General features: G+C 68.5%; 17 protein-coding genes and 3 pseudogenes. 11 read left to right on the top strand and 9 right to left on the bottom strand.

Annotated elements, in window-relative coordinates:
• Positions 1-10: 10 nt before the first annotated feature.
• Positions 11-1,135, bottom strand: coding sequence for a tryptophan halogenase family protein (locus tag CVUC_RS19050; RefSeq protein ID WP_096034006.1), 1,125 nt, complete (start codon positions 1,133-1,135; stop codon positions 11-13).
• Entirely contained in the window at positions 1,132-2,640 is a 1,509-nt protein-coding gene (locus tag CVUC_RS19055; RefSeq protein ID WP_096034005.1) for a tryptophan halogenase family protein, read from the bottom strand. The genes CVUC_RS19050 and CVUC_RS19055 overlap by 4 nt, the downstream gene beginning before the upstream one ends.
• Before the next feature lie 457 nt (positions 2,641-3,097).
• Here CVUC_RS19055 and CVUC_RS19060 point away from each other — a divergent pair, with 457 nt between their 5' ends.
• From CVUC_RS19060 to CVUC_RS19075, 3 genes are all read left to right on the top strand, one after another.
• Complete coding sequence (locus CVUC_RS19060; RefSeq protein WP_096034004.1) at positions 3,098-6,319, top strand: TonB-dependent receptor; 3,222 nt, start codon at positions 3,098-3,100, stop codon at positions 6,317-6,319.
• A gap of 144 nt (positions 6,320-6,463) precedes the next feature.
• Positions 6,464-7,621: an endo-1,4-beta-xylanase gene (locus CVUC_RS19065; RefSeq protein ID WP_164468188.1), complete on the top strand. Its 1,158-nt coding sequence runs from the start codon at positions 6,464-6,466 to the stop codon at positions 7,619-7,621.
• Between the two features lie 171 nt (positions 7,622-7,792).
• Complete coding sequence (locus CVUC_RS19075; protein ID WP_096034002.1) at positions 7,793-9,469, top strand: glycoside hydrolase family 43 protein; 1,677 nt, start codon at positions 7,793-7,795, stop codon at positions 9,467-9,469.
• On the opposite strand, the pseudogene CVUC_RS20910 reads toward CVUC_RS19075, so the two are convergent.
• A pseudogene (locus CVUC_RS20910) lies at positions 9,465-9,584 on the bottom strand (hypothetical protein); the annotation flags it as partial. The gene CVUC_RS19075 and the pseudogene CVUC_RS20910 sit on opposite strands and share 5 nt — an antisense overlap.
• 81 nt (positions 9,585-9,665) lie before the next feature.
• Positions 9,666-11,255, bottom strand: a complete 1,590-nt coding sequence (locus CVUC_RS19080; protein WP_096034001.1) for a DUF5597 domain-containing protein — start codon at positions 11,253-11,255, stop codon at positions 9,666-9,668.
• 99 nt (positions 11,256-11,354) lie between these two features.
• Between CVUC_RS19080 and CVUC_RS20625 the strand changes: the two are divergent.
• Together CVUC_RS20625 and CVUC_RS19085 are read left to right on the top strand one after the other, a co-directional pair.
• Positions 11,355-11,494: pseudogene (locus CVUC_RS20625) on the top strand (hypothetical protein).
• 85 nt (positions 11,495-11,579) lie between these two features.
• Complete coding sequence (locus CVUC_RS19085; RefSeq protein WP_096034000.1) at positions 11,580-12,086, top strand: FKBP-type peptidyl-prolyl cis-trans isomerase; 507 nt, start codon at positions 11,580-11,582, stop codon at positions 12,084-12,086.
• Positions 12,087-12,216: 130 nt separating this feature from the next.
• On the opposite strand, the gene rutA is transcribed toward CVUC_RS19085, so the two are convergent.
• The 4 genes from rutA to rutB form a co-directional block, all read right to left on the bottom strand.
• Positions 12,217-13,275: a pyrimidine utilization protein A gene (gene rutA / locus CVUC_RS19090; RefSeq protein WP_096033999.1), complete on the bottom strand. Its 1,059-nt coding sequence runs from the start codon at positions 13,273-13,275 to the stop codon at positions 12,217-12,219.
• A gap of 159 nt (positions 13,276-13,434) precedes the next feature.
• Positions 13,435-14,235 carry a pyrimidine utilization protein D gene (rutD, locus tag CVUC_RS19100; protein ID WP_096033998.1) on the bottom strand — a complete coding sequence of 267 codons (801 nt, stop codon included), beginning with the start codon at positions 14,233-14,235 and terminating at the stop codon, positions 13,435-13,437.
• Positions 14,236-14,239: 4 nt separating this feature from the next.
• On the bottom strand, positions 14,240-14,629 hold the full coding sequence (gene rutC, locus CVUC_RS19105; protein ID WP_096033997.1) for a pyrimidine utilization protein C: 390 nt from the start codon (positions 14,627-14,629) through the stop codon (positions 14,240-14,242).
• A gap of 148 nt (positions 14,630-14,777) precedes the next feature.
• Positions 14,778-15,494, bottom strand: coding sequence for a pyrimidine utilization protein B (gene rutB / locus CVUC_RS19110; protein WP_096033996.1), 717 nt, complete (start codon positions 15,492-15,494; stop codon positions 14,778-14,780).
• Between the two features lie 109 nt (positions 15,495-15,603).
• Between rutB and rutR the strand changes: the two genes are divergently transcribed.
• From rutR to CVUC_RS19130, 4 genes and pseudogenes are all read left to right on the top strand, one after another.
• The gene (rutR, locus tag CVUC_RS19115; RefSeq protein WP_096033995.1) at positions 15,604-16,371 is read left to right on the top strand and encodes an HTH-type transcriptional regulator RutR; all 768 of its coding nucleotides are present in this window, start codon (positions 15,604-15,606) and stop codon (positions 16,369-16,371) included.
• Between the two features lie 146 nt (positions 16,372-16,517).
• Positions 16,518-18,143, top strand: a complete 1,626-nt coding sequence (locus tag CVUC_RS19120) for a flavin monoamine oxidase family protein (protein WP_096033994.1) — start codon at positions 16,518-16,520, stop codon at positions 18,141-18,143.
• A gap of 14 nt (positions 18,144-18,157) precedes the next feature.
• The gene (locus CVUC_RS19125) at positions 18,158-18,559 is read left to right on the top strand and encodes a c-type cytochrome (RefSeq protein WP_096033993.1); all 402 of its coding nucleotides are present in this window, start codon (positions 18,158-18,160) and stop codon (positions 18,557-18,559) included.
• A 69-nt stretch (positions 18,560-18,628) separates the two neighbouring features.
• A pseudogene (locus CVUC_RS19130) lies at positions 18,629-18,784 on the top strand (hypothetical protein); the annotation flags it as partial.
• Between the two features lie 219 nt (positions 18,785-19,003).
• Here the strand turns inward: CVUC_RS19130 and CVUC_RS19140 are convergent.
• Positions 19,004-20,590 (bottom strand): aldehyde dehydrogenase (NADP(+)), encoded by a 1,587-nt coding sequence (locus CVUC_RS19140; protein ID WP_096033991.1) that lies wholly within the window; start codon positions 20,588-20,590, stop codon positions 19,004-19,006.
• A gap of 329 nt (positions 20,591-20,919) precedes the next feature.
• Between CVUC_RS19140 and CVUC_RS20630 the strand changes: the two genes are divergently transcribed.
• A complete protein-coding gene (locus tag CVUC_RS20630; protein WP_233279789.1) occupies positions 20,920-21,261 on the top strand; it encodes a hypothetical protein in 342 nt (113 codons plus the stop codon).
• A complete protein-coding gene (locus CVUC_RS19145) occupies positions 21,146-22,444 on the top strand; it encodes a DNA-packaging protein (RefSeq protein ID WP_233279788.1) in 1,299 nt (432 codons plus the stop codon). The genes CVUC_RS20630 and CVUC_RS19145 overlap by 116 nt, the downstream gene beginning before the upstream one ends.
• Positions 22,445-22,479: the final 35 nt, after the last annotated feature.

Raw genomic sequence — 22,479 nt, forward strand, 5'->3', positions numbered from 1 at the left:
GAGGGGGCGCTCAAGCACGCGGCATGGCCTCCGCCGTCTGGCCCAGCATGGCCTTCATCCGGCTCAGCATCTCGCGCGTGCGCTCGGCGCTCACACGATCGGCCAGCGGGTCCCAGCGCTGGGGGATGATCCCCCGCGCCAGCATCGCGTGGATCCAGGCGCTCTCGGGCCAGGCTTCGTCGTCATAGGTGACCACGCGGCCCCGGCTCTGGAACTGCTCGATCTTGCGGGCCAGGGGCTCTGGCGGGTTCGACAGGTCGCCCCAGCGCAGGATGGCCATGTCGCGGGCCCGCTCCAGGGCCGACTGCGCCAGGCGGTTGTACTCGGCCACGGCGGCCGGGCCGGTGGGGAAGAGGGCGATCAGGCGCGAGACGTCGCCTTGCAGCAGATGCAGGTCGCCGCCGTCGCCCGCGCCGATCGCGCCATAGGCAGTTCCGACCGCGATGGTGTCGCCGGTCATGGCCGCGATGATGCGCCCTGTCCGGGCCGGCGCGGGCGCGAACGTTGAGATCAGACCATCCTCGGCGAGCGCGACGCCGGTGGGCAGCCAGGCGCTCCAGTCGGTCCAGGGCTCGTGCGCGACCAGCAGCCTTTCACCGCCCGAGGCGTCGACCTTGAGGTCAGCGTCGGGACGGCCCTCGACGACCTTGGCCCCAGCGGCCAGGGCGACGCGCTTGAGGAGCGCGGCATAGCCCGCCGCGTCCAGGCTCAGGCCGTAGCTCAGGGTCGACAGCGGCGAGCGCGGGTCGGGGCTGGGCGGGGCGAAGCGGCCGCGGGCGGCGGCCAGGGCGGCCAGGCTCCAGTCGGTCAGCGGTCCCGCACGTCCGGCGGCCAGCCAGTAGTGGTGGAAGGCCACGCCGTCGATGCCGACGCCGGTTTCGCCGAAGGGCTCGATGGCGTCGCCATAGCGGGCGGCCAGGCGCGGCCGGGCCTCCGTCGCCTGGGCCAGGGTCGGCTCGCTGATCCCGAGCCGCGCGTGCAGGCCCTGCAGCGAGGGCAGGGCGGCGATGCGGCCGACCGGCGGCGGGCCGGTCTCGGCCACGACCACCTCGGCCAGGCCCCTGGTCGCCGTGGCCAGGGCGGCGGCGGTCATCCAGGCGTCGATCCCGGCGCCGACGATCAGAACCCGCCTCATGCCGGCGTCCTCATCTCGGCCATGGCGCGCAGGAAAGCCTCATGGGTCGGCATGGCGTCGACGGTGCGCGTCACGGCGGCGGCGAGGTCGGCCATGATCTTCGTCGTGCGGGCCGGATCGCTGGCCGCGACCAGCGGATCATGGCCGTGCGGCAGGATGTTCTGGCCGAAATAGACCGCCAGCCACGAGGGCTCGAGGAAGAAGCCGTCCTTGTAGCCGACGACCGCGCCGCGCTCGCGGAACAGGGCCATCTTGTAGGCCAGACTGTCGGGGATCGGCCCCTCGCGGCGCTCGATCCAGAACGGGGAGTCGTCGCGCTGGTTGGCGTGATAGTGCAGCACCAGAAAGTCGCGGATCCGCTCGAACTCCAGGTCCATCACCCGGTTGTACTCGTCCTCATCAGCCGGGTCGAAGCCGCGATGCGGGAACAGTTCCAAGAGGGTGGTGACCGCCACCTGGATCAGGTGGATCGAGGTGCTTTCCAGCGGCTCCAGGAAGCCTGACGAGAGGCCGACGGCGACGACGTTCTTGAACCATTGTTTCTTGCGGCGGCCGGTGACGAACCGCAGGAAGCGCGGGTCCTGCTGCAGCTCGCCGTCCAGGTTTTCGACCAGAGCGCGGGCGACCTCGTCGTCGCTGACATAGCTGGAGCAATAGACATGACCGTTGCCCACGCGGTGCTGCAGCGGGATGCGCCAGCGCCAGCCGAATCTGTCGGCGGTGGCGCGGGTGTAGGGCGTGGGCGCCTCGACCGACGCGCAGGGCGCGGCCACGGCCCGGTCGCACGGCAGCCACGGGGTCCAGTCCTCATAGCCCGCCTGCAGCGCGCCTTCGATCAACAGGCCCCGGAAGCCCGAGCAGTCGATGAAGAGGTCGCCCTCGACCACCCGGCCGTCCTCCAGGGTGACGCTGGTGACGAAGCCGTCGTCAGGCCGCTGCTGAACGCTGGTGATCTTGCCCTCGGTGCGGACGACGCCCCGCGCCTCGGAATAGGCCCGCAGGTACTGGGCGTAGAGGCTGGCGTCGAACTGGTAGGCGTAGTTGAAGGTCGAGCCCAGCGAGCGCGGATCAGAAGAGGGCGGGGCGAACTTGCCCGCCAGGCCGGCCATGATCGGCAGGCTGTAGGTCTCGATGGGCCCGGCCTCGCCCCGCGCCCGGGCCGCCAGCCAGTGCTGGTGGAACGGCAGGCCGTCGATCGCGTGGCCATAGGCGCCGAAGGGGTGGATATAGGCCTCACCCTTGCGCCCCCAGTCGCAGAACTGGATGCCCAGCTTGATGGTCGCCTGGGTCTTGCGCATGAAGTCGGCCTCGTCGAGGCCGAGCCGGGCGTTGAAATAGCGGATATGCGGGACGGTGGCCTCGCCGACGCCGACCGTGCCGATCTCGGCGGACTCGATCAGCTCGATGGTGATCGGCAGACCTTTGAGAACGGCGGCCAGGCCCGAGGCGCTGATCCAGCCGGCCGTGCCGCCGCCGACGATGACGATCTTGCGGATAGGGTCCATGACGCGACCTTAGAGGCGGGCGCTGGGGATAGAAAAGGGCATGCCCCCAACCGGCGCGCACGCCGCCCACGGCTTGACCGCTTGGGTCCCCATCCTGCCTTCCCCCCGATGCCCGGCCCCCTCAAAACGACGGCCGTCTTTCAATCCAGAAATTGACAACGCTGTCTGGCGTTGTCATCGTTATTGTTACCGGACGTTCAGAATCCGGACATTGCGTGGCCTGACCACGAATGGGGAGGTGACCAGGATTTGAGGCTTTGGCGCGCGAGCCCGTGTGCGGGCGGCGGCCACTACCCCAAATGGTAACGTTCCCATTCCTTATGGCTAAACGACTTGGGCGTTTGTGACAACGCTTGACGCCAGGTGGTCAGTCGTGTGATCTGACCACAATGGTCACGGTAACATGATCAATGGTAGCGCTACCTTGCTACCGACAACAAATGGGGAGGTGGATTAAATGGGCACGGCCAACAGGCTGTCCGCCGGGGGCGGACGCAATTCCTTCACGACGCGACTGAAGTACGGAGCCTCGATGCTGGCGCTGGGCGCGCTGGTCGTCGGCGCGCCGGCCATGGCGCAGACCGCGAAAAGCGAAAACCAGACGGTCGACGAAGTCATCGTCACCAGCATCAAGCAGAGCCTCAAGAGCAGCCAGCAGCTGAAGCAGTCGTCGGAAATCATCGGCGACTCGATCACCGCCGAAGACATCGGCGCCCTGCCGGACCGCTCGGTCACCGAAGCGCTGCAGCGCGTTCCGGGCGTGGCCATCAACCGCTTCGCCGCCAGCGTCGACCCTGACCACTTCTCGGTCGAAGGCTCGGGCGTCGTGGTGCGCGGCCTGAATTTCATCCGTTCGGAGCTGAACGGCCGCGACACCTTCACCGCCAACAACGGCCGCATCCTCAGCTTCGCCGACGTTCCGGCCGAGCTGATGGGCGGCGTCGACGTGTTCAAGAGCCCGTCGGCCGACATGATCGAAGGCGGCATCTCGGGCACGGTGAACCTGCGCACCCGCCTGCCGTTCGACAGCAACAAGCGCATCCTGTCGATGTCGGCGGAAGCCAGCTATGGCGACCTCGTCAAGGCTTGGAAGCCGACCTACTCGTTCCTCTACAGCGACCGTTTCGAAACCAACATCGGTCAAGTCGGCGTCCTGGCCAGCTTCGTGCATTCCGAGCTGTCCAGCCGCAACGACGCCATCCAGATCTCGAACTTCGGCTGCCGCACCAACCTTGGCCAAGCCGTCTCGAACTGCGGCAACGGAACCCGGGGCGTGTGGTTCCCGCGCGGCGCGGCGATGCGCTCGACCGAGAACGACCGCAAGCGCCAGGGCCAGGCCCTCGCCCTGCAGTGGAAGAGCAACGACGGCACGATGCAGGCCGCGTTCCAGTACCTGAACTCCAAGTCGCAGACCCGGTGGACCGAGCGCGCCATCGAAATCGCCACCGACAACGTCGCCGGCAACGGTGACTCGCGTCCGGCGGCCGGCACGACGTTCAGCTTCGACGAAGACGGCGTGTTCACCAAAGGCGTCATCACCGGCACGACCGGCTGGCGTTCCGACCAGTTCACGTCCGATCCGCGCACGCCGATCGACGGTCTGCAGTCGAACAACATCCGTCGCGACGAAAACAACACCAACCAGACCACCGACTACGGCTTCAATTTCCGGTGGACGCCGAACGAGCACTGGGGCGTCCAGTTCGACGCCCAGCACGTCGACTCCAAGGTCGATGCGCTCAGCATGGGCATCTGGGGCTCCAGCTTCCAGAACGCGGCCATCACGCTGAACGGCAACAAGCTGCCGGAGGTCAACTTCACCGCGCCGGGCAATGGCACGACGCCGTCGAACTGCGCGCCGTTCAACAACAACTGCCCGTCCTACGCGCGGGGCGCCAACGGCAACCTCGCCGCCGCCTACAACAGCTTCTGGCGCTCGGCGATGGACCACTTCGAGAAGTCGGACGGCACCGAAGACGCCGCCAAGATCGACGTCGAATACAAGTTCCACAACGACACCTGGTTCGACTCGGTCAAGGCCGGCGTTCGCTGGTCCGAGCGGGATCAGACGACCCGCTTCTCGTCTTATAACTGGGGCGCCCTCAGCGAAATCTGGGGCAACAACGGCCCGGTTTGGTTCGACGATCCGATCAACGGCAACCCGGCCGTGGCCGGCGGCGACACCAGCGTCGGCCGGGTCGAGCTGTACGGCTTTGACAACTTCATGCGGGGCAAGATCGCCTCGCCGGTCGGTGACGGACGCCTGTTCTTCAGCCGCAACACCGCCGACAACTACGATCTGGTTTCCAAGTTCGCCCTGTCGGTCGGTGACGAGTGGCGGGCGCGTCTCGCCGGCAATTGCCCGCAGAACTGGGTGCCTTCGGCCCAGCGTTGCGGCGTGATCCCGGGGACGCCGTTCCGTCCGCAGGAAATCAACCCCGTCAACGAGGTCACCAAGTCGGCCTATCTCATGACCCGGTTCAAGGGCGAGAGCGGCGACCTGCAGATCAGCGGTAATGTCGGCCTGCGCTACACCAAGACGACGCGCCAGTCGGACGGCTTCCTGGCCTTCCCGATCGCGACGGGCCTGTCCACGGACCAAGAGTGCGTCGCTCAATTCACCGAATGGCAGGGTCGCCCTGAGCCGAAGGCTCCGTTCGTGCCCTCGTCGTTCTGCGGTCTGACCCCGCAGGTCCGCGCCGCCGCTCGGGCCTGGCAGAACGGCGCCACGGTGCCGAGCTCGGTCAAGACCTCGTTCGAGTACTGGCTGCCCAGCCTCAACCTGAAGGTCATGGCCCCGCACGGTCTGCAATATCGTCTGGGCCTGTCCAAGACGATGACGCCGCCCGACATCGGCCTGACGCGCAACTATTATAACCTGTCGCTGAACACGAACTTCGACGGCATCACCAACGGTCAGCCCTCCGGCAACGTCACGGTCGGCAACCCCTACCTGAAGCCGACGACCTCGAAGAACGTCGACGCCTCGGTCGAATGGTACTTCGCGCCGGTCGGCTCGTTGACGCTGGCTCTGTTCTACAAGGAGCTGAACGACGTCGCCGCCAACACGACGGTGCGTCTGCCGTTCACCAACAACGGCGCCACGTTCAGCGCCCTGGTGACGACGCCGGGCAACTCGGATCAGACGGGCAAGATCAAGGGCTTCGAAGTCGGCTACCAGCAGTTCTACGACTTCCTGCCCAAGCCCTTCGACGGTCTCGGCGTCAACGCCAACTTCAGCTACATCGAGAGCAAGGGCGTGCCGCAAAGCACCCTGTCGGCCACCGACCCCGATGTCGGCGCCGGCCGCGTGACCACGGTCGACACCAGCAAGCTGCCGCTGCAGGGCCTGTCGAAGTACAACGCCAACCTCGCGGTCATCTACGAGAAGAACAAGGTCTCGGCGCGTCTGGCCTACAGCTGGCGTTCGGACTTCCTGCTCACCGTCCGCGACGTCATCATCCCCTACGCCCCGATCATGAACGAGGCGACCGGCCAGCTGGACGGCTCGTTCTTCTACACGATCAACGACAAGATGAAGGTCGGCGTCCAGGGCGTGAACCTGCTGAACGAAACCACGCGCGCCACCCAGGTCCTCAACAGCGACCTGCTGAAGACCGGCCGCTCGTGGTTCATGAACGACCGGCGCTACACGTTCGTCTTGCGCGCCAGCTTCTAGTTCCGATGAAACCCGGCCTGAGGCGTTCGCCTCGGGCCGGGGATCGCGGAAGAGTTTCGTCGACGCCTTCTTTCCGTTTCGGAGGTCCGCGGCGGGGCTCGGTTACTCCTGCCAACTTTTTCACGCGCATCGTCCCTCATAACGGTGCGCGTTTTTCTTGGAGCGCGTGTCATGACCCTGTCCCGTCGCGACCTTCTCGCCGCCGGCGCCGCCAGCGCCCTGGCGGGCCCCGCCCTGGCCGCCGAAGGACCCTCGTTGCGTGAGTTGGCCAAGGCCAAGGGGATCGCGTTCGGCAGCGCCGTCGGCGCCGGCCCCAAGGGGTCGATCACCGGCTCCTTCGAGGACGCCCGGTATCGTGAGATCCTGGCCCGCGAGTGCGGCGTGCTGGTCCATGAGAACGAGCTGAAATGGTATGTCCTGCGCGCGCGCGGCCCCCAGGGCTTCGACTTCGAGCGCGCCGACCGCATCGCCGATTTCGCCAAGGCCAACGGCCAGGCCCTGCGCGGCCACACCCTGCTGTGGCACCATCCGCAGTGGTTCCCGAACTGGGTGAAGGGCTATGACCTTGGGGCCAAGCCCGCCGAGGCCGCCGCCAAGATGGTCACCGAGCACATCCAGGCCCTGTGCCGGCGCTATCCCCAGATGATCTCGTGGGACGTCGTCAACGAGACGGTCGATCCGGCCGACGGCTCGATCCGCTCGACCTTCCTCTCCGACGCCATGGGCAAGGAAGAGGTGCTGGACCTGTCGTTCCACGTGGCCCGCGAAGCCGCGCCCAAGGCCCGCCTCGTCTATAACGACTATATGAGCCAGGAGGCCGGCAACGAGAAGCACCGCTACGGCGTGCTCAAGCTGCTGGAAGGCTTCAAGAAACGCGGGACGCCGGTCGACGCCCTGGGGGTGCAGAGCCACATCGGCGCCGAAAACGCCGACAGCTTCACCGGCTTCGGCAAGCCGCAGGAAAAGGCGTGGACCGCGTTCCTGAACGACGTCACCGGCATGGGCTATGACCTGATGGTCACCGAGTTCGACGTCCACGACAAAGGGCTGCCCTACGACTTTGGCCCGCGCGATGCGGCGGTGGCGGCTTACGCCAAGGCCTATCTGGACCAGATGCTGAGCTATCGTCAGACCAAGGAGATCCTGGCCTGGGGTCTGGTCGACAAGTACTCGTGGCTGCAAGGCCGCTGGCCGCGCCAGGACGGCCAGCCCAAGCGCCCGACCCTCTATGACGACAACTATCAGCCCAAGCCCCTGCGCGAGGCGGTGGCCGCGGCGCTGAAGGCCGCGCCGGCGCGGTAGGGATCGTTCCCTCACAGAAAATCCCGTGTCATCCCGGCCGTAGCGCGCAGCGCGAAGCGCCGGGACCCAGGGGCGGCGCGCACGGCGTTTCGTCACCCCCTGGGTCCCGGATCGGCCCTCCCGGGCCGTCCGGGATGACACGGAAATAGTGTTCATTATCAGGAGGTTCCGATGTTCCGACCCACCCTGACCGCCCTGGCCCTGGCGTTGATGGCCTCCAGCGCGATCGCCGCGCCCAGGACGGCCCAGTTCAGCAACTTCGTCTACGAGGGCTCTGATCCGTCCGACGCGATCAAGGCGGGGCCCGGCCAGTACCGCAACCCGGTCGTTCAAGGCTTCTATCCCGATCCCAGCGTGACGCGGGCGGGCAAGGACTTCTATCTGGTCAACTCGACCTTCGCCTGGTTCCCGGGCCTGCCGGTCTTCCACTCCACCGACCTCGTCCACTGGGAGCAGATCGGCAACGCCATCGACCGTCCCGGCATGCTGGACTTCAAGCGGCTGGGTCTGTCGCGCGCGGTGTTCGCCCCGGCGATCCAGGCGCATCAGGGGGTGTTCTACATCCTCAACACCTGCGTCGACTGCGGCGGCAACTATCTGATCACCGCCAAGGACCCGAAGGGGCCGTGGTCGGATCCGGTCTGGCTGCCCAAGGTGGGCGGCATCGACCCCTCGATCTTCTTCGACGACGACAGCCGCGTCTGGATCGTCAACAATGACGGACCGCCGGGCCCGCCCGAATATCCGGGCCACCGCGCCCTCTGGATCCACGAATACGACCCCAAGACCCAGACGACCATCGGTCCGGCCACGCTGCTGCTGGACAAGGGCGTCGATCCCGCCACCAAGCCGATCTGGCCCGAGGGGCCGCACATCCTGAAGAAGGACGGCTGGTACTATCTGACCGCCGCCGAGGGCGGCACCGCCGAGGGCCACAGCCAGGTGGTGCTGCGCTCGAAGTCGGTCACCGGGCCTTATGTTCCGTATACGAATAATCCGATCCTCACCCAGCGCGACCTGCCGCGCGACCGGCCGCTGCCGATCACCTCGGCCGGCCACGCCGACATCGTCGACACCCCCGACGGCCAGTGGTGGGCGACCTTCCTGGCGGTGCGCCCCTATGGCGATGATCTCTACAACACCGGCCGCGAGACCTTCCTGTTGCCGGTCGTGTGGAAGGACGGCTGGCCGGTGATCCTGGAGAACGGCAAGACCATCCCCCATGTCGCCGACGCGCCCAAGCTGCCGGCGCTGAAGACCGCCCCGACCGCGGGCCCGTTCAAGGCGGCCGAGACCTTCGAAGGTCCCGAACTGCCGATGAGCTGGATGACCATGCGCATCCCCAGCAAGCGCTGGTGGTCGGTCAAGGACGGGACGCTCAGCCTGGAGGCCCGCAAGGACAGGCTGGGCGGCCACGAGCAGCCCTCGATCTGGGCCCGCCGCCAGCAGCACATGAACGCCAGCGTCAGCACCACCGTCCGCTTCGACCCCAAGGCCGACGGCGACAAGGCGGGCCTGGTGGCGGTGCAGAACGACGACTTCTACTGGTTCGTGGGCCTCTCGCGCGCGGGCGGCCAGACCGTGGTCCGGGTCGAGAAGCGGACCGGCAAGGACGACCCGCTGGACGGCGTCGTGGTGGCGCAGGCGCCGGTGGCGCTGAAGCCGGGCCAGGGCCTGGACCTGAAGATCGCCGTGCGCGGCGGGACCATGGACTTCGCCTACGCGGCCAAGCCCGGTCAGTGGGAGGTGCTGAAGGCGGGGGCGGACGCCACGACGCTCAGCACCAAGGTGGCCGGCGGGTTCGTGGGGACCATGCTGGGCGTCTACGCCCATGGGGTGGAGGAGTAGGGGCGGCGCAACTTCTCCTCCCCCTCTGGGGGAGGGGGACCGGCGAACGCCGGTGGAGGGGCCCTGAGCGGTGGTGAGCCCCCTGTCGTCTGCGTAAGCCCGCACCAGTCTTGATCCGGCAAGAAGAGGCCGCGCCGCCGCTGGCCCCTCCACCGCCGTTCGGCGGTCCCCCTCCCCCGATGGGGGAGGAGAGGGGTCACTTGTACCGATACAACCTCACCCGCTGCACGCCGAACTCGGTCGGCGGCAGGCGGATGTGGCGGCCCTGGTGGGTCTGGTCGCCGTTCAGCCAGCGGCCGTCGACCCACTGGCCGTTCTCGAAGCGCAGCTCGCGCACCGTCTCCAGGCCCACCGATCCGTCCTGGGTGGCGAAGGTCATGGTGATCCCGCGCCCCGCGACGATGAACTCGTCCGCACCGGTCTGGATCACCAGGCCGCCGTGGGCGGCGTAGTCTTGGCGGTCCTTGGGCGTCCAGGGATCGACCACGGTCACCGTGAAGTCCCAGGGGCCGAAGCTGGCCTTGCGCGGGGTGAGGTCGACCGTGCCGTCATAGGCCACCGGCGCGCGGAAGCCGCGCATGGTCTTGCCGCCGTCGTGGGTGGTGATCAGGGGCGTCAGCTGGTCCAGCAGGCGATAGGCCGCGCCCAGGGTCTTCACGCCCTCGGGCGGCAGGTGCTCGATCGAGAACGGCGAGAAGCCGATCGCGTCATGCTCGCCGATGGCCCAGAAGGCGTTGCCCGGGGCGGGCGTCTTGCCGGCCTGGTCGGCCTCGGGGATGAACAAAGGCTGGTCGGGCCGATCGTAGGGCGGCATCCACTCGGTGAAGTTCGGGTAGTAGATGTCGGGGGACAGCATGTCCAAGGACGGGGCGGCCGCCCGCCACAGGTCGATCAGGTGGGGCAGGGGGCCGGCGCTGGGATAGCCGCCCGGAACCGCGCCCGGACGCGGCAGCGCCGCGTTGACGAACAACGGCAGGTCGTAGGCCTTCTTGCCCGCCGCCGCCAGCGCCTCGACATAGCGGCCGAAGGTCCAGGCCTGCCACAGCTCGTCCGTGGCCAGCGACGCGCCGAACACCTCTTCCCAGGTCCCGGTCTTCTTGCCCTTGATCTGGCCGCTCAGCACCTTGAGGGCGGCGGCCGGCACGGGCTTGTTGAAGTCGGCCTCAGCGGCCTTGGTGCGGTCGCGCGCCTCCGGCAGCATGCCGATCTCGTTCTCGACCTGGACCATCAGGACGGTGCGCTGCTGGCTGTCCACCGCCTTCAGGTGGGCCATCATCGCGGCGAAGGCCTTGGCGTCGGCGTCGCGGGTGGCCGGATAGGAGGCGCTGAGAATCTCGACCGCCTTGCCCTGGGCCGTGCGGGCGTAGGGGAAGCGGGCCGGGTCGCGCTTCACCCAGGCCGGGGTGTAGGTCGACATGCTGTTCTTCCAGGCCCCGAACCACAGCAAGACCAGCCGCATGTCGTGGGCGCGGGCCTGCTGGATCATCCCGTCCAGAACCGTGAAGTCGAACTTGCCCTCGACGGGCTCGACCTGCTCCCAGGCGACCGGGGCCAGCACGGTGTTGAGGTTGGCCGCCTTCATCACCGCCCAGTGGCCTGACAGGTCCTTCAGGTCCGAGCTCGAGGAATTGCCCAGCTCGCCGCCCAGGATCAGGAACGGCTTGTCATTGACCAGCAGGCGCTGGACGCCGTCGATCTTGGCGATCCGGGGTGCGGGCTCGGCGTGAGCGGACGTGGCGGCGAGGCCCAGGAGCAGGGCGGCGAGGGCGGGGGTGAGGCGATGCATGGTGAGGTCAGATGACCGCGGCTCACTTGTAAGATCAATATCGAAAGTGGCGGGTCGGGCGGAAATTGTTAGCGGTATCTGTGGGGCGTTTTGTCGGCCCTGAACGGGTGGGTTGGTGCGCGCCCCCTCCGTCACGGCGCTGCGCGCCGCGCCACCTCCCCCGTTTCACGGGTGAGGAGGACTGGCTCCCTCCTGCCCCGCTTGCGGGGGAGGTGGCACGGCGCGGATACGCGCCGTGACGGAGGGGGCGCGCACATTTTCGCCGCGAAGTTCGGGTCAAGGATGGCTACGGTGCCGCCACCGGAATCGAACCTCGAAAGACCCATGCGCCTTCTTGCTTCCCTGGCCGTCACGGCCGCTCTCGCCGCCGCCGGCGCCGCCCATGCCCAGGTCACGCCCTCGGCCCCGCCGCAGCTGAACGCCGGCCCTTCGGCCGCCGCCCTCGCGGGCAAGGCCTTCCTCGCCAACAACGCCAAGGCGCCGGGCGTGGTCAGCCTGCCGTCGGGCCTGCAGTACAAGGTCATCGCCTCGGGCCCCAAGGACGCCCCCTCGCCGAAGCTGGGCGACATCATCAAGGTCAATTACGAGGGCAAGCTGCTGAACGGCGCGGTCTTCGACTCAAGCTTCGCGCGCGGCAAGGCGGCGATCATGCCGGCCGACGGCCTGATCCGGGGCTGGCTGGAGGCCCTGCCGCTGATGAAGGTGGGCGACGAGTGGACGCTCTTCATCCCACCGGAGCTGGGCTACGGCTCGCGCGACATGGGCGAGATCCCGCCTGACAGCACCCTGGTGTTCCGCCTGAAGCTGGAGGGGATGCTGTCGGTGGATTGATTTGAAATCCTCCCCCCAGCGGGGGAGGTGGTCCGAAGGACCGGAGGGGGAAGTCCCGCTGAGCCGGCCTCTTCCCCCTCCGTCGTCTCTTCGAGCCGACACCTCCCCCGCTAGGGGGAGGATTTTCCAGCTACCCCCGGCTCTTCATCAGCGGCTGGATCTTCGTCCCGAAATCCTCCACCCCCTGGACGAAGTCATCAAAGGTCAGCAGCACGCCGGCGGTGCCCGGCACCTGCGCGATCTCGTCCATCATCCGGGCGATGCTCTCATAGCTGCCCACCAGCGTGCCCATGTTCAGGTTCACCGCCGATTCCGGGGCGGCCAGCTGCTGGGTGTTGGTGGTCGCGCCGGCCTTGGCGTTGGGGGCGGCTTGCTGCGTGAGCCAGGCCAGGGCCTCCTGGTCGGCGCCGTCGCGGTACTTTTGCCACTTGGCCATCGCCTTCTCGTCGGTCTCGTCGGCGATCACCATGAACAGGATGAACGACTGGACGTCGCGGCCGGTCTTGGCGGCGGCGGCCTCCAGGCGGTGATTGACCGAGGCGAAGGCGGTCGGGGTGTTGGTCCCCTTGCCCAGGGCGAAGCTGTAGTCGGCGTACTGGGCCGTGAAGGCCAGGCCCTCGTCGGACGAGCCGGCGCAGATCAGCTTGGTCTCCTTGGGGTGCGGGCTGACCCGGCAGTCGTCCATGGTGAAGTACTGGCCCTTGAAGTCCGAAACGCCGGTCTCCAGCAAGTCCTTCAGCACGGTCGTGTATTCGGCCAGATAGTTGTAGCGGTCGGTATAGTGCGCCTCGCCGGGCCAGAGGCCCATCTGCGAGTACTCGGCCTTTTGCCAGCCGGTGACCAGGTTCACGCCGAAGCGCCCGGGGGCGATCGAGTCGATGGTCGAGGCCATGCGCGCCACGATGGCCGGCGGGATGGTCAGGGTGGCGACGGTGGCGAAGATCTTGATCTTGGAGGTCACCGCGGCGAGACCCGCCATCAGGGTGAAGCTCTCCAGATTGTGCTCCCAGAACTGCGTCTTGCCGCCGAACCCGCGCAGCTTGATCATCGAGAGCGCGAAGTCGAAGCCGTACTTCTCGGCCTTCTGGGTGATCTCCTTGTTCAGCTCGAAGCTGGGCATGTACTGCGGCGAGGTCTCGGAGATGAGCCAGCCGTTGTTGCCGATGGGGATGAAGACGCCGACCTGCATGGGATTATGGACCTTCTGAAAATGGGAAATCCTCCCCCCAGCGGGGGAGGTGTCGGCTCGAAGAGACGACGGAGGGGGAAGCGGCAGGGGCGGCAGCACTTCCCCCTCCGGCGCTTCGCGCCACCTCCCCCGCTGGGGGGAGGATTTGAGGACGCTTCATCACGCCCCCTCCAGAAAACTCACCAGAGCCTCGTTGAAGGTCTCCGGATCGGTGACGGTGAAGCCGTGCCCGCCCCAGGCGACCTGCTGGAAGTCGGCGTTGGGCAGGCGGCCGGCCAGGCGCTGGGAGCAGCTCATCGGCACCAGCATGTCGTCGGCGCTGGCGCTGATCAGCACCCGGTGCGTGATCTCTTCCAGCCGCGCGTCGATGTCGAAGGCCAGGAGGGCGTTGATCCTGGCCAGCATCACCTCGCGTGGCGGGAAGGCGGCCACATGGTGGGCCTCCTCGGCCATCAGCCGGGTGTGGTTCCGCGAGATCCAGTCGGCCGGATAGAGGAAGATCGGCTGGGCGTGGACGTAGGCCTCAGGACCCGTGTCGTTCAGCAGGTGGAGGCGGGTGTCGAAACAGCGCCGGATGTGCGGATCGGGCCGGCTCCAGCCGTTGACGACGACCAGTTTGCCCAGGCGATCCGGATGGTCCAGCGCCAGTTGCAGCCCCGCATTGCCGCCCGCCGCGTGACCGACCACATGGGCCTTGGCCAGGCCCAGGGCGTCCATGACCTTGACCATGTCATCGGCCATGTGGGCGAGCGTGTAGCGGGGCGGCAGGTCGCGAACGCTGCGGCCCGTGCCGCGATGATCATAGGTGACCACCGGCCAGCGCTGGGTCAGGGCCTGCATCTGCGGCGCCCAGAACGCGCCCGAGCCGCCCAGGCCCGACGACAGCAGCACGACCTCGCGCCCGGCGACGGGTCCGCCATGGAGTTCGTAGTGCAGGCCGTCGACGGTTCCGGTGGTCATGCGGTTACTTCTTGCCGACGTGGGCGACCGAGGCGATCTCGACCACGAAGCCAGGCTTCACCAGGCCGCACTGGATGCAGTAGCGGGCCGGTTTGTCGCCGGGGAAGTACTCGGCATAGACCTTGTTCATCGGGGCGTAGTGGACCCAGTCGGTCAGGAAGATGTGGTTCATGGTCACGTCCTCCATCGTGCCGCCGGCGGTCTCGATCACCGACTTGATGGTCTCCAGCACCTGGCGGGTCTGGGCCTCGGCGTCGCCGGGGAAGGCGACGTTGTTGTCCTTGTCGAAGGCCAGGGTGCCCGAGACGTAGACGACCCCGTCGGCCATCGTGCCGGGTGAGAACGGGGCGATGGGCGTCTGGGTCCCGGGCGGGGTGATGACGGTCTTGGGCATGGGGGTCTCTCTCGTTGGTTTAGGCCCTGCGTCCTTCGAGGCCCGCTTAGGAGCGGGCGCCTCAGGATGAGGTGTTCAGTACGGCTTGCTCAGTCTTCCTCATCCTGAGGTGCGAGCCGAAGGCGAGCCTCGAAGGACGCACGGCGTCTCAACTCGGCGCCAACTGCCCGAACGTCCCCTTGAAATCCGCCGTGGTCGACACCCAGCCGAAGAAGGTCTCGATGTTGAACAGGGCGGCCTTCTGGACGAAGTCGGGGCCGGCCTGGTGGGTGGCGTCCTCCAGCACGGTTCCGAAATATTCCAGCATGAAGCCGTCGCGCAGGGTCGACTCGACGCACACGTTCGTGGCGATGCCGGTGAAGACCAGATGGCGGATGCCGCGCGCCCGCAGCACGCTGTCCAGCTGGCTGTTGAAGAAGCCCGAATAGCGTGTCTTGTGCAGGCGGATGTCGCCCGGCTGGGGCGTCAGATCGTCGACCAGCTCATAGTCCCACTGGCCGCGCGCCAAGAGCTTGCCCTGCAGCTCGGGGCGGGCGCGCATGGTCTTCAGCGCATTGGACTTCCACCAGTTGGGCGAGCCGGGGCCGCCGGCCTCGACGTAGCCGTCGTCCCAGCCGTTCTGGAAATAGATCACGGTCATGCCGGCGCTGCGGGCCACCTCCAGCACGCCCTTGATCTCGTGGATCACCTTGGCCGCGCCCGAGATATCGAAGCCCGCCAGATCCAGATAGCCGCCGGGCGAGGCGTAGGCGTTCTGCATGTCGATGACGATCACCGCGGTGGTCTTCGGGTCCACCGGCAGGGGCTCGGGCCGCGCCGGCAGCATGACGCAGCCAGGCGAGAGCGGGGTGATCGGAGAGCTCATCAACGCGGCTCCTTGTGATTTGCGACAGGCATGGAATACCATCTCGCGTAACGTTGCAATCCGAACCGTTCGGTCCAAGTTTGACCAAATGGTCCAGATCTGAGGGGCCATGGCCGACCCGATCGCCAAGACCGTCAAGCCGCCGCGCGGGGCCGCCGCGCGTCCGGCCGTCAAGGGGGCGTCCGGCGCCCGCAAGCTGGTCAAGGCCGCCCAAAGCGTGGGCGAAGCCGGCGACGGCGGGGCGGCCGGCGGGGCCCGCCCGCCGGGTCCGCGAGAACGGGCCGGCGAGGCCCGCCGCGCCGCCATCCTCAAGGCCGCCCTGGCCGTCTTCGCCCGTCTGGGACCCGAGGGCGCCAGCGTCGAGGCCATCGCCCAGGCGGCCGGGGTCTCCAAGCCCAACCTGCTGTACTATTACCCGTCCAAGGACGCCCTCTATCTGGCGGTGCTGGAGCAGGGGCTGGCGCTGTGGCTCTCGCCCTTGGGGCGCTTCACCGAGGCCGACGATCCGGCCGAAGCCATCGCCGCCCTGATCGCCGCCAAGCTGGAGATGAGCCGCGACCACCCCGAGGTCTCGCGCCTGTTCGCCCTGGAGATGCTGCGCGGGGCGCCGTTGCTCAAGCCCGTGCTGTCGGGTCCCCTGAAGGCGGTGTTCGAGGCCAAGTGCGCGGTCATCGCCGCCTGGGTCGCGGCGGGCAAGCTGGCGCCCGTCGATCCGCCGCACCTGATCTTCGCGATCTGGGCCCTGACCCAGCACTATGCCGACTTCGCCGTCCAGGTGCGGGCGCTCAGCGGCAAGAGCCTGTCCGACCGGACGTTCATGGACGAGACTCGCGCGGCCGTGACCGCCCTGGTGCTGCACGGCGCGCTGCCGCACTGAGGGGGCGAGAGGGCTTTGCCCACTTCGCGCGCACCCTAACGCTCCGGGCGCCGATAATTCGGCGCGTCGCTCACAAGCTTTGCCGCATTGCGGCGCCGGGACTCGCGCCGGCCGGCCCGCCCGTGCGCCCCTAGGCCCGCACCGCCTTGTACGGCGGTTCGGTGGGGATCAGTTTCATGCAATCGGGCGCTCGCACGCCGACCCGGCGTCAGCTTCTTTCCGCCATCGCCAAGGTCGGCGGCACGGCGGCCCTTTACCAGGCCATGACCTCGCTGGGCCACGCGGCCGAGACGCGCTTTCCGGGCCCGCCCAACCTGCAAGGCGCGCGGCCCGGCGCCAGCGTCGTCGTGCTGGGCGCGGGCCTGGCCGGCTTGCTGGCCGCGTTCGAGCTGCGCAAGGCCGGCTACAAGGTTCAGATCCTGGAGTTCCAGAACCGCCCCGGCGGCCGCAACTGGTCGCTTCGCGGCGGCGACACCTACACTGAGCTGGGCGGCGCGACCCAGAAGGTCGGCTATGCGGCCGGCAACTACTTCAACCCCGGCCCCTGGCGCATTCCCCACCACCACCGGACCCTGCTGCACTACTGCAAGCAGTTCGGCGTGGCCCTGGAGCCGTTCATCCAGTTCAACCATTCGGGCTGGATCCACTCGTCCCAGGCCTTCGGCGGCAAGCCGGTGCGCTTCAACGCCGCCGCCGCCGACTTCGAGGGCAATATCGCCGAGCTCCTGGCCAAGTCGGTCAACGCCAAGGCCCTGGACGACGCGGTCACGCCCGAGGACCGCGAGCGCCTGCTGGAAGCCCTGAAGGGCTGGGGCATGCTGGACAAGGACTACAAGTACGCCGCCTCGCTGCGCACCTCGTCGCACCGGGGCTTCAAGCGGCCCGGCGGCGGCGGGGTGGACGGCGCGCCGATCCCGTCCGACGACCTCTACAGCCTGCACGACGTCTTGGACCCGCAGGTCTGGACCTCGATGGGCTTCTTCATGAACCACGAGATGCAGACCACCATGTTCCAGCCGGTGGGCGGCATGGACATGATCGGCAAGGCCTTCGCCAAACAGGTCGAGGGTCTGATCACCTACAACGCCAAGGTCAGCAAGATCGCCCAGGACGACAAGGGCGTGGTCGTCACCTACGCCGACACCGTCACGGGCAAGGTCACCGAGGCCAAGGGCGACTGGTGCGTCTGTACGATCCCGCTGGGGATCCTCGGCCAGATGGATCTCGCCGTCACCGACGAGATGATGGCCGCGATCAAGGCCGTGCCCTATTCCGGTCAGGTCAAGATGGGCCTGGAGATGAACCGTCGCTTCTGGGAGGAGGACGACGACATCTACGGTGGCCACAGCTTCACCGACCAGGAGATCGGCCTGATCTCCTATCCCAACAACAACCTGTTCCAGGACGGTCCGGCCGTGCTGCTGGGGGCCTTCGCCCGCGACCTCGGCGCCTTCCGCCTGGCCGGCATGACGCCCGAGCAGCGGATCGAGGTGGCCCTGGCGCAAGGCTCGGTGATCCACCCCAAGAGCTACCGCAAGGAGTTCCGCACCGGCGCCTCGGTGGCCTGGAGCCGCGTGCCTTGGACCCTGGGCTGCTGCGCCCGCTGGAACGAGGAGACGCGCAAGCAGCACTACCAGACCCTGGTGGCCATGGACCGCCGGATCGTCCTGGCCGGCGAGCACGCCTCCTACGTCGGCTGCTGGATGGAGGGGGCGCTGCTGTCGTCCCTCGACGCCATCACCCGCCTGCACAAACGCGCCCTGAGCGCCTGATCGGGAGCCCTGACATGCGTAAGCTTCTTCTGCTGACGGCGACCCTGATGGCCGCCCCCGCTTTTGCACAAGACTCTGCCGGCGGGGTGGTGCGGGTCGAAAAGCCCGTCACCGGCGAGCAGGTCTATGGCGCGGTCTGCCAGGCCTGCCACATGGCCGACGCCAAGGGCGCGGTCGGGGCGGGGACCATTCCGGGCCTCGCCTCAAACCCCAAGCTGGCCGGGGCGGCCTATCCGATCATGGTCGTGGCGCGCGGCCAGGGCGCCATGCCCGGCTTCGCCGGCTCGCTCAGCAACGCCCAGATGGCCGAGGCGGTGACCTATGTCCGCACCCACTTCGGCAACAGCTACGCCAAGCCGGTGACGGAAGCGGATGTGGCCAAGTTCGCCAAGCCGCCGAGCGCCGGGGGGCACTAGAGGGGGGAGCGAGTGATTTCTCCTCCCCCTCTGGGGGAGGGGGACCAGCGAAGCTGGTGGAGGGGCCCTGTGCGGTGGCGCTACATCCTGTGGCCGGCGGATCAGCCGAGTTCTGAAATCGCCGGAGGGGCTATGCCGTTCGGCTGGCCCCTCCACCGGCGTTCGCCGGTCCCCCTCCCCCGGTGGGGGAGGAGAGGTGTTCGCCAGGGCCAAGTCTCCCGCAGTCGGGCGTTGAAGAGGCCGACTTGTTTCTCCTCCCCCTCTGGGGGAGGGGGACCAGCGAAGCTGGTGGAGGGGCCCTGTGCGGTGGCGTTACATCCTGTGGCCGGCGGATCAGCCGAGTTCTGAAATCGCCGGAGGGGCTATGCCGTTCGGCTGGCCCCTCCACCGGCGTTCGCCGGTCCCCCTCCCCCGGTGGGGGAGGAGAGCGGTTCTTGTGTTTGACTACCCCAGCTTCACCACCCCATCGACCCGCCGCACCACGCCCAGCGGGTTCTGCGTCTTCAGCTCCGCCGGCAGCAGCGCTTCGGGCAGGTTCTGGTAGCTGACCGGACGCAGGAAGCGCGCAATGGCCAGCGTGCCGACCGAGGTCGTGCGGCCGTCGCTGGTCGAGGGGAACGGGCCGCCGTGGACCATGGCGGGGGCCACCTCGACGCCGGTGCCGAAACCGTTGACCAGGATGCGGCCGGCCTTCAGCTCCAGCGCGGGCAGCAGGGCGCCGGCGACGCCGTGGTCGGCTTCGTCCATGTGGATGGCGATGGTCAGCTGGCCCTCGAGCGCGGCGATGACGGCCTCGAGCTCGGCCTGACCCGCGCAGCGCACCACCAGCGAGGCCGCGCCGAACACTTCCTCGTGCAGGTGCGGGTTGGCCAGGAAGTCGGCGGCCGTGACGCTGAACAGGGCCGCGCGGCCGGTGTGGCTGCCGTCGGGACCGGGGACGCCGCGCGCCACGGTCGTGACCTCGGCGGCGTCGGTCAGGGCCGCGACGCCGTGGGCGAAGGCCTGGCAGATGCCCGGCGTCAGCATCACCGAGGCCGGGGCGACCTCGACGGCCTTGCCGGCGGCCTCGACGAAGGCGTCCAACTCGGGACCGTCGATGGCCAGGATCAGGCCGGGATTGGTGCAGAACTGGCCGGCCCCCAGCGTCAGGGCGGCCACGAAGTCTGGGGCGATCTTGTCGGCCCGCGCCTTCAGGGCGGCGGGCAGCAGGATCACCGGATTGATGCTGCTCATCTCGGCGTAGAACGGGATCGGCTCGGGGCGGCCCTGGGCGATGGCCATCAAAGCCAGGCCCCCGCGGCGCGAGCCGGTGAAGCCGGCGGCCTTGATCCTCGCGTCGGCGACCAGGGCCTGGCCGACCTCATAGCCGCTGTCATGGATCAGCGCGAACACGCCCGGGGGCAGGCCGCAGGCGGCGACGGCGGCCTGGATGGCGCGGCCGACCAGCTCCGAGGCGCCGGGGTGGGCCGGGTGCGCCTTGACGATCACCGGGCAGCCGGCCGCCAGGGCCGAAGCGGTGTCGCCGCCGGCCACCGAGAAGGCCAGCGGGAAGTTCGATGCCCCGAACACGGCCACAGGGCCCAGCGGTACGTTGCGCAGGCGCAGGTCCGGACGCGGCAGGGGCTTGCGGTCCGGCATGGCCGGGTCGATGCGAGCCTCCAGGAAGCCGCCGTCGCGCAGCACGCCGGCGAACAGGCGCAGCTGGCCCACCGTGCGGCCGCGCTCGCCTTCCAGGCGCGGGCGCGGCAGGCCGGTCTCGGCCATGGTGCGGACGATCAGATCATCGCCGATGGCCTCGATGTGCTCGGCGATCGACTCCAGGAACTGGGCGCGGGTCTCGTAGGGCAGGGACCGGTAGGGCCCAAACGCTTCGGCCGCCAGGGCGCAGGCGGCCTCGACATCAGCCGTGGTCGCGCCGCCGAACGCCGGCTCCAGGGTCTCGCCCGTGGCCGGATTGACGCCCTTGATCTCGCCGTGGGTCCCCAAGCGGCGCTCGCCGCCGATCAGAAGCTCGCCCGTCAGATGCGCCATGGTCGTCCTGCTGGTTATGGTGTGGAGCCGCTATATGGGAGCGCTAACATGACATGTCCATGCGCGCCGGCGCGAGGATAGCCGATCGGGCGCCCCCAGCAGGCCGGTTTTTGCGGCGCGCTTGCCCGTCAGGGGCCTCGACTATGGGGATCGGCGGGCCTGAACGCTCTGAATAAGCCAGGCGAAGTCTCGCGAAATCAGCGGCTTGTCACTTTTACGCGCCCGCCAATCATCCGCGCCCGCTGGCGCCGTATCTTTGTGTCATGGCCGGAAGAAGCGACGAGGTCCGGGACTGGAGCGCGACGCTGCAGACCCGCCTCCAGGCGAAGATGGATGCGCTCATCGCCGCCTTCGAAGTCTCCACCGACCCTGCCGAACGGGCCCAGATCGAGAAGGACGCCCGCGCCTGCGGCGTCTTCGCACGATCGGTCAAGGCGGTGGCGACGATGGTCCCTGAGCCCAAAGCCAAACCCGCCGCCGACGAGGCGGCCGATGACGACGAGGCTTCCATGCATGACGGCATACCGGACGACCCCGAAGAACTTCAGGCCGCTCTTGTCGCCCGCTTCACTCGCTTCGCTGAGCTCCTCGAACTCAAGCGTCGAGATGATGAGGGCGCTGGCGACGGCGGTGGCGACCTTGACCCCCGAGGATCAACAACGCCTACTTAGCGCGGCCCTGGCCGAGCCGCTGATCCATCAGCTCGCCTCGCCGTTCAGCCCGTGGTCCACCTGGCTGATGCTGGGCGGGCGCGGCGCGGGCAAGACCTTCGCCGGGGCGCGCTGGATCACTTGGAACGCCATGGCCTATCCGAGCCAGGCGCTGATCGGTCCCACCCTGCACGACGTCCGCGAGGTGATGATCGAGGGGCCTTCTGGCCTCAAGGCCATGGGCGGACCGGCGTACCGCCCCCGCTGGGAAGCCTCGCGTCGGCGCCTGGTCTGGCCCAACGGCGCAACTGCCTACGCCTTTTCGGCGGAAGACCCGGAGTCGCTGCGCGGGCCGCAGTTCCACGCCGCCTGGGCCGACGAGTTCTGCGCCTGGCCGAAACCCGCCGAGACCCTGGCCATGCTGCGCTTCGGGCTTCGGTTAGGCGAGGACCCGCGCCTTGTCGTCACCACCACGCCCAAGCCGCATCGGGCGCTCAAGACCCTGATGGCCGAGCCCGGCGTGGCCCTGACCCGCGCCGGCACCCAAGCCAACGCCGGCAACCTGGCGCCCGCCTTCCTGCGGACGCTGGCGAGCCTCTACGGCGGCACGCGTCTGGCGGCTCAGGAGCTGGACGGCGTCGTCGTCGAGACCGACGGTGGCCTCTTCCGCGCCGAGGACCTGGCGAGGTGCCGCGCCGCGCGGCCCGCGCGCCTGGACCGCGTGGTCGTGGCCGTCGACCCGCCCGCCACCGCCACGGGCGACGCCTGCGGCATCGTGGTGGTCGGCCGCCGCGACGACCGCGCCTTCGTCCTGGCCGACGAGACCGCGCGGGGATTGTCTCCCGCCGGCTGGGCGGGGCGGGCGGTGGCGGCCGCGCGGGCTTGGACCGCCGACGCCCTCGTGGCCGAGGCCAACCAGGGCGGCGACATGGTCCGCTCGGTGCTGGCCCAGGCCGATCCGCCGTGCCGCGTGAAACTGGTCCGCGCCAGCATCGGCAAACGCGCGCGGGCCGAGCCGGTGGCGGCCTTGTACGAGCAAGGCCGGGTCCTGCACTGCGGCGCGTTCGTGGCGCTGGAGGAGGAGTTGATGGCCCTGGGCTCGGGCGACCTGGAACACAGCCCCGACCGCGCGGATGCGCTCGTCTGGGCGGTGAGCGAGTTGATGCTGGGCGAGGTGAGGCGGCCGCGGCTTAGGGCGCTGTGAGGGCTCAAGTGATCAAGATCCTCCCTCTCTGGGGG

Origin of the sequence: Caulobacter vibrioides (genome assembly GCF_002858865.1) — a bacterium.
Taxonomy (GTDB): domain Bacteria; phylum Pseudomonadota; class Alphaproteobacteria; order Caulobacterales; family Caulobacteraceae; genus Caulobacter; species Caulobacter vibrioides.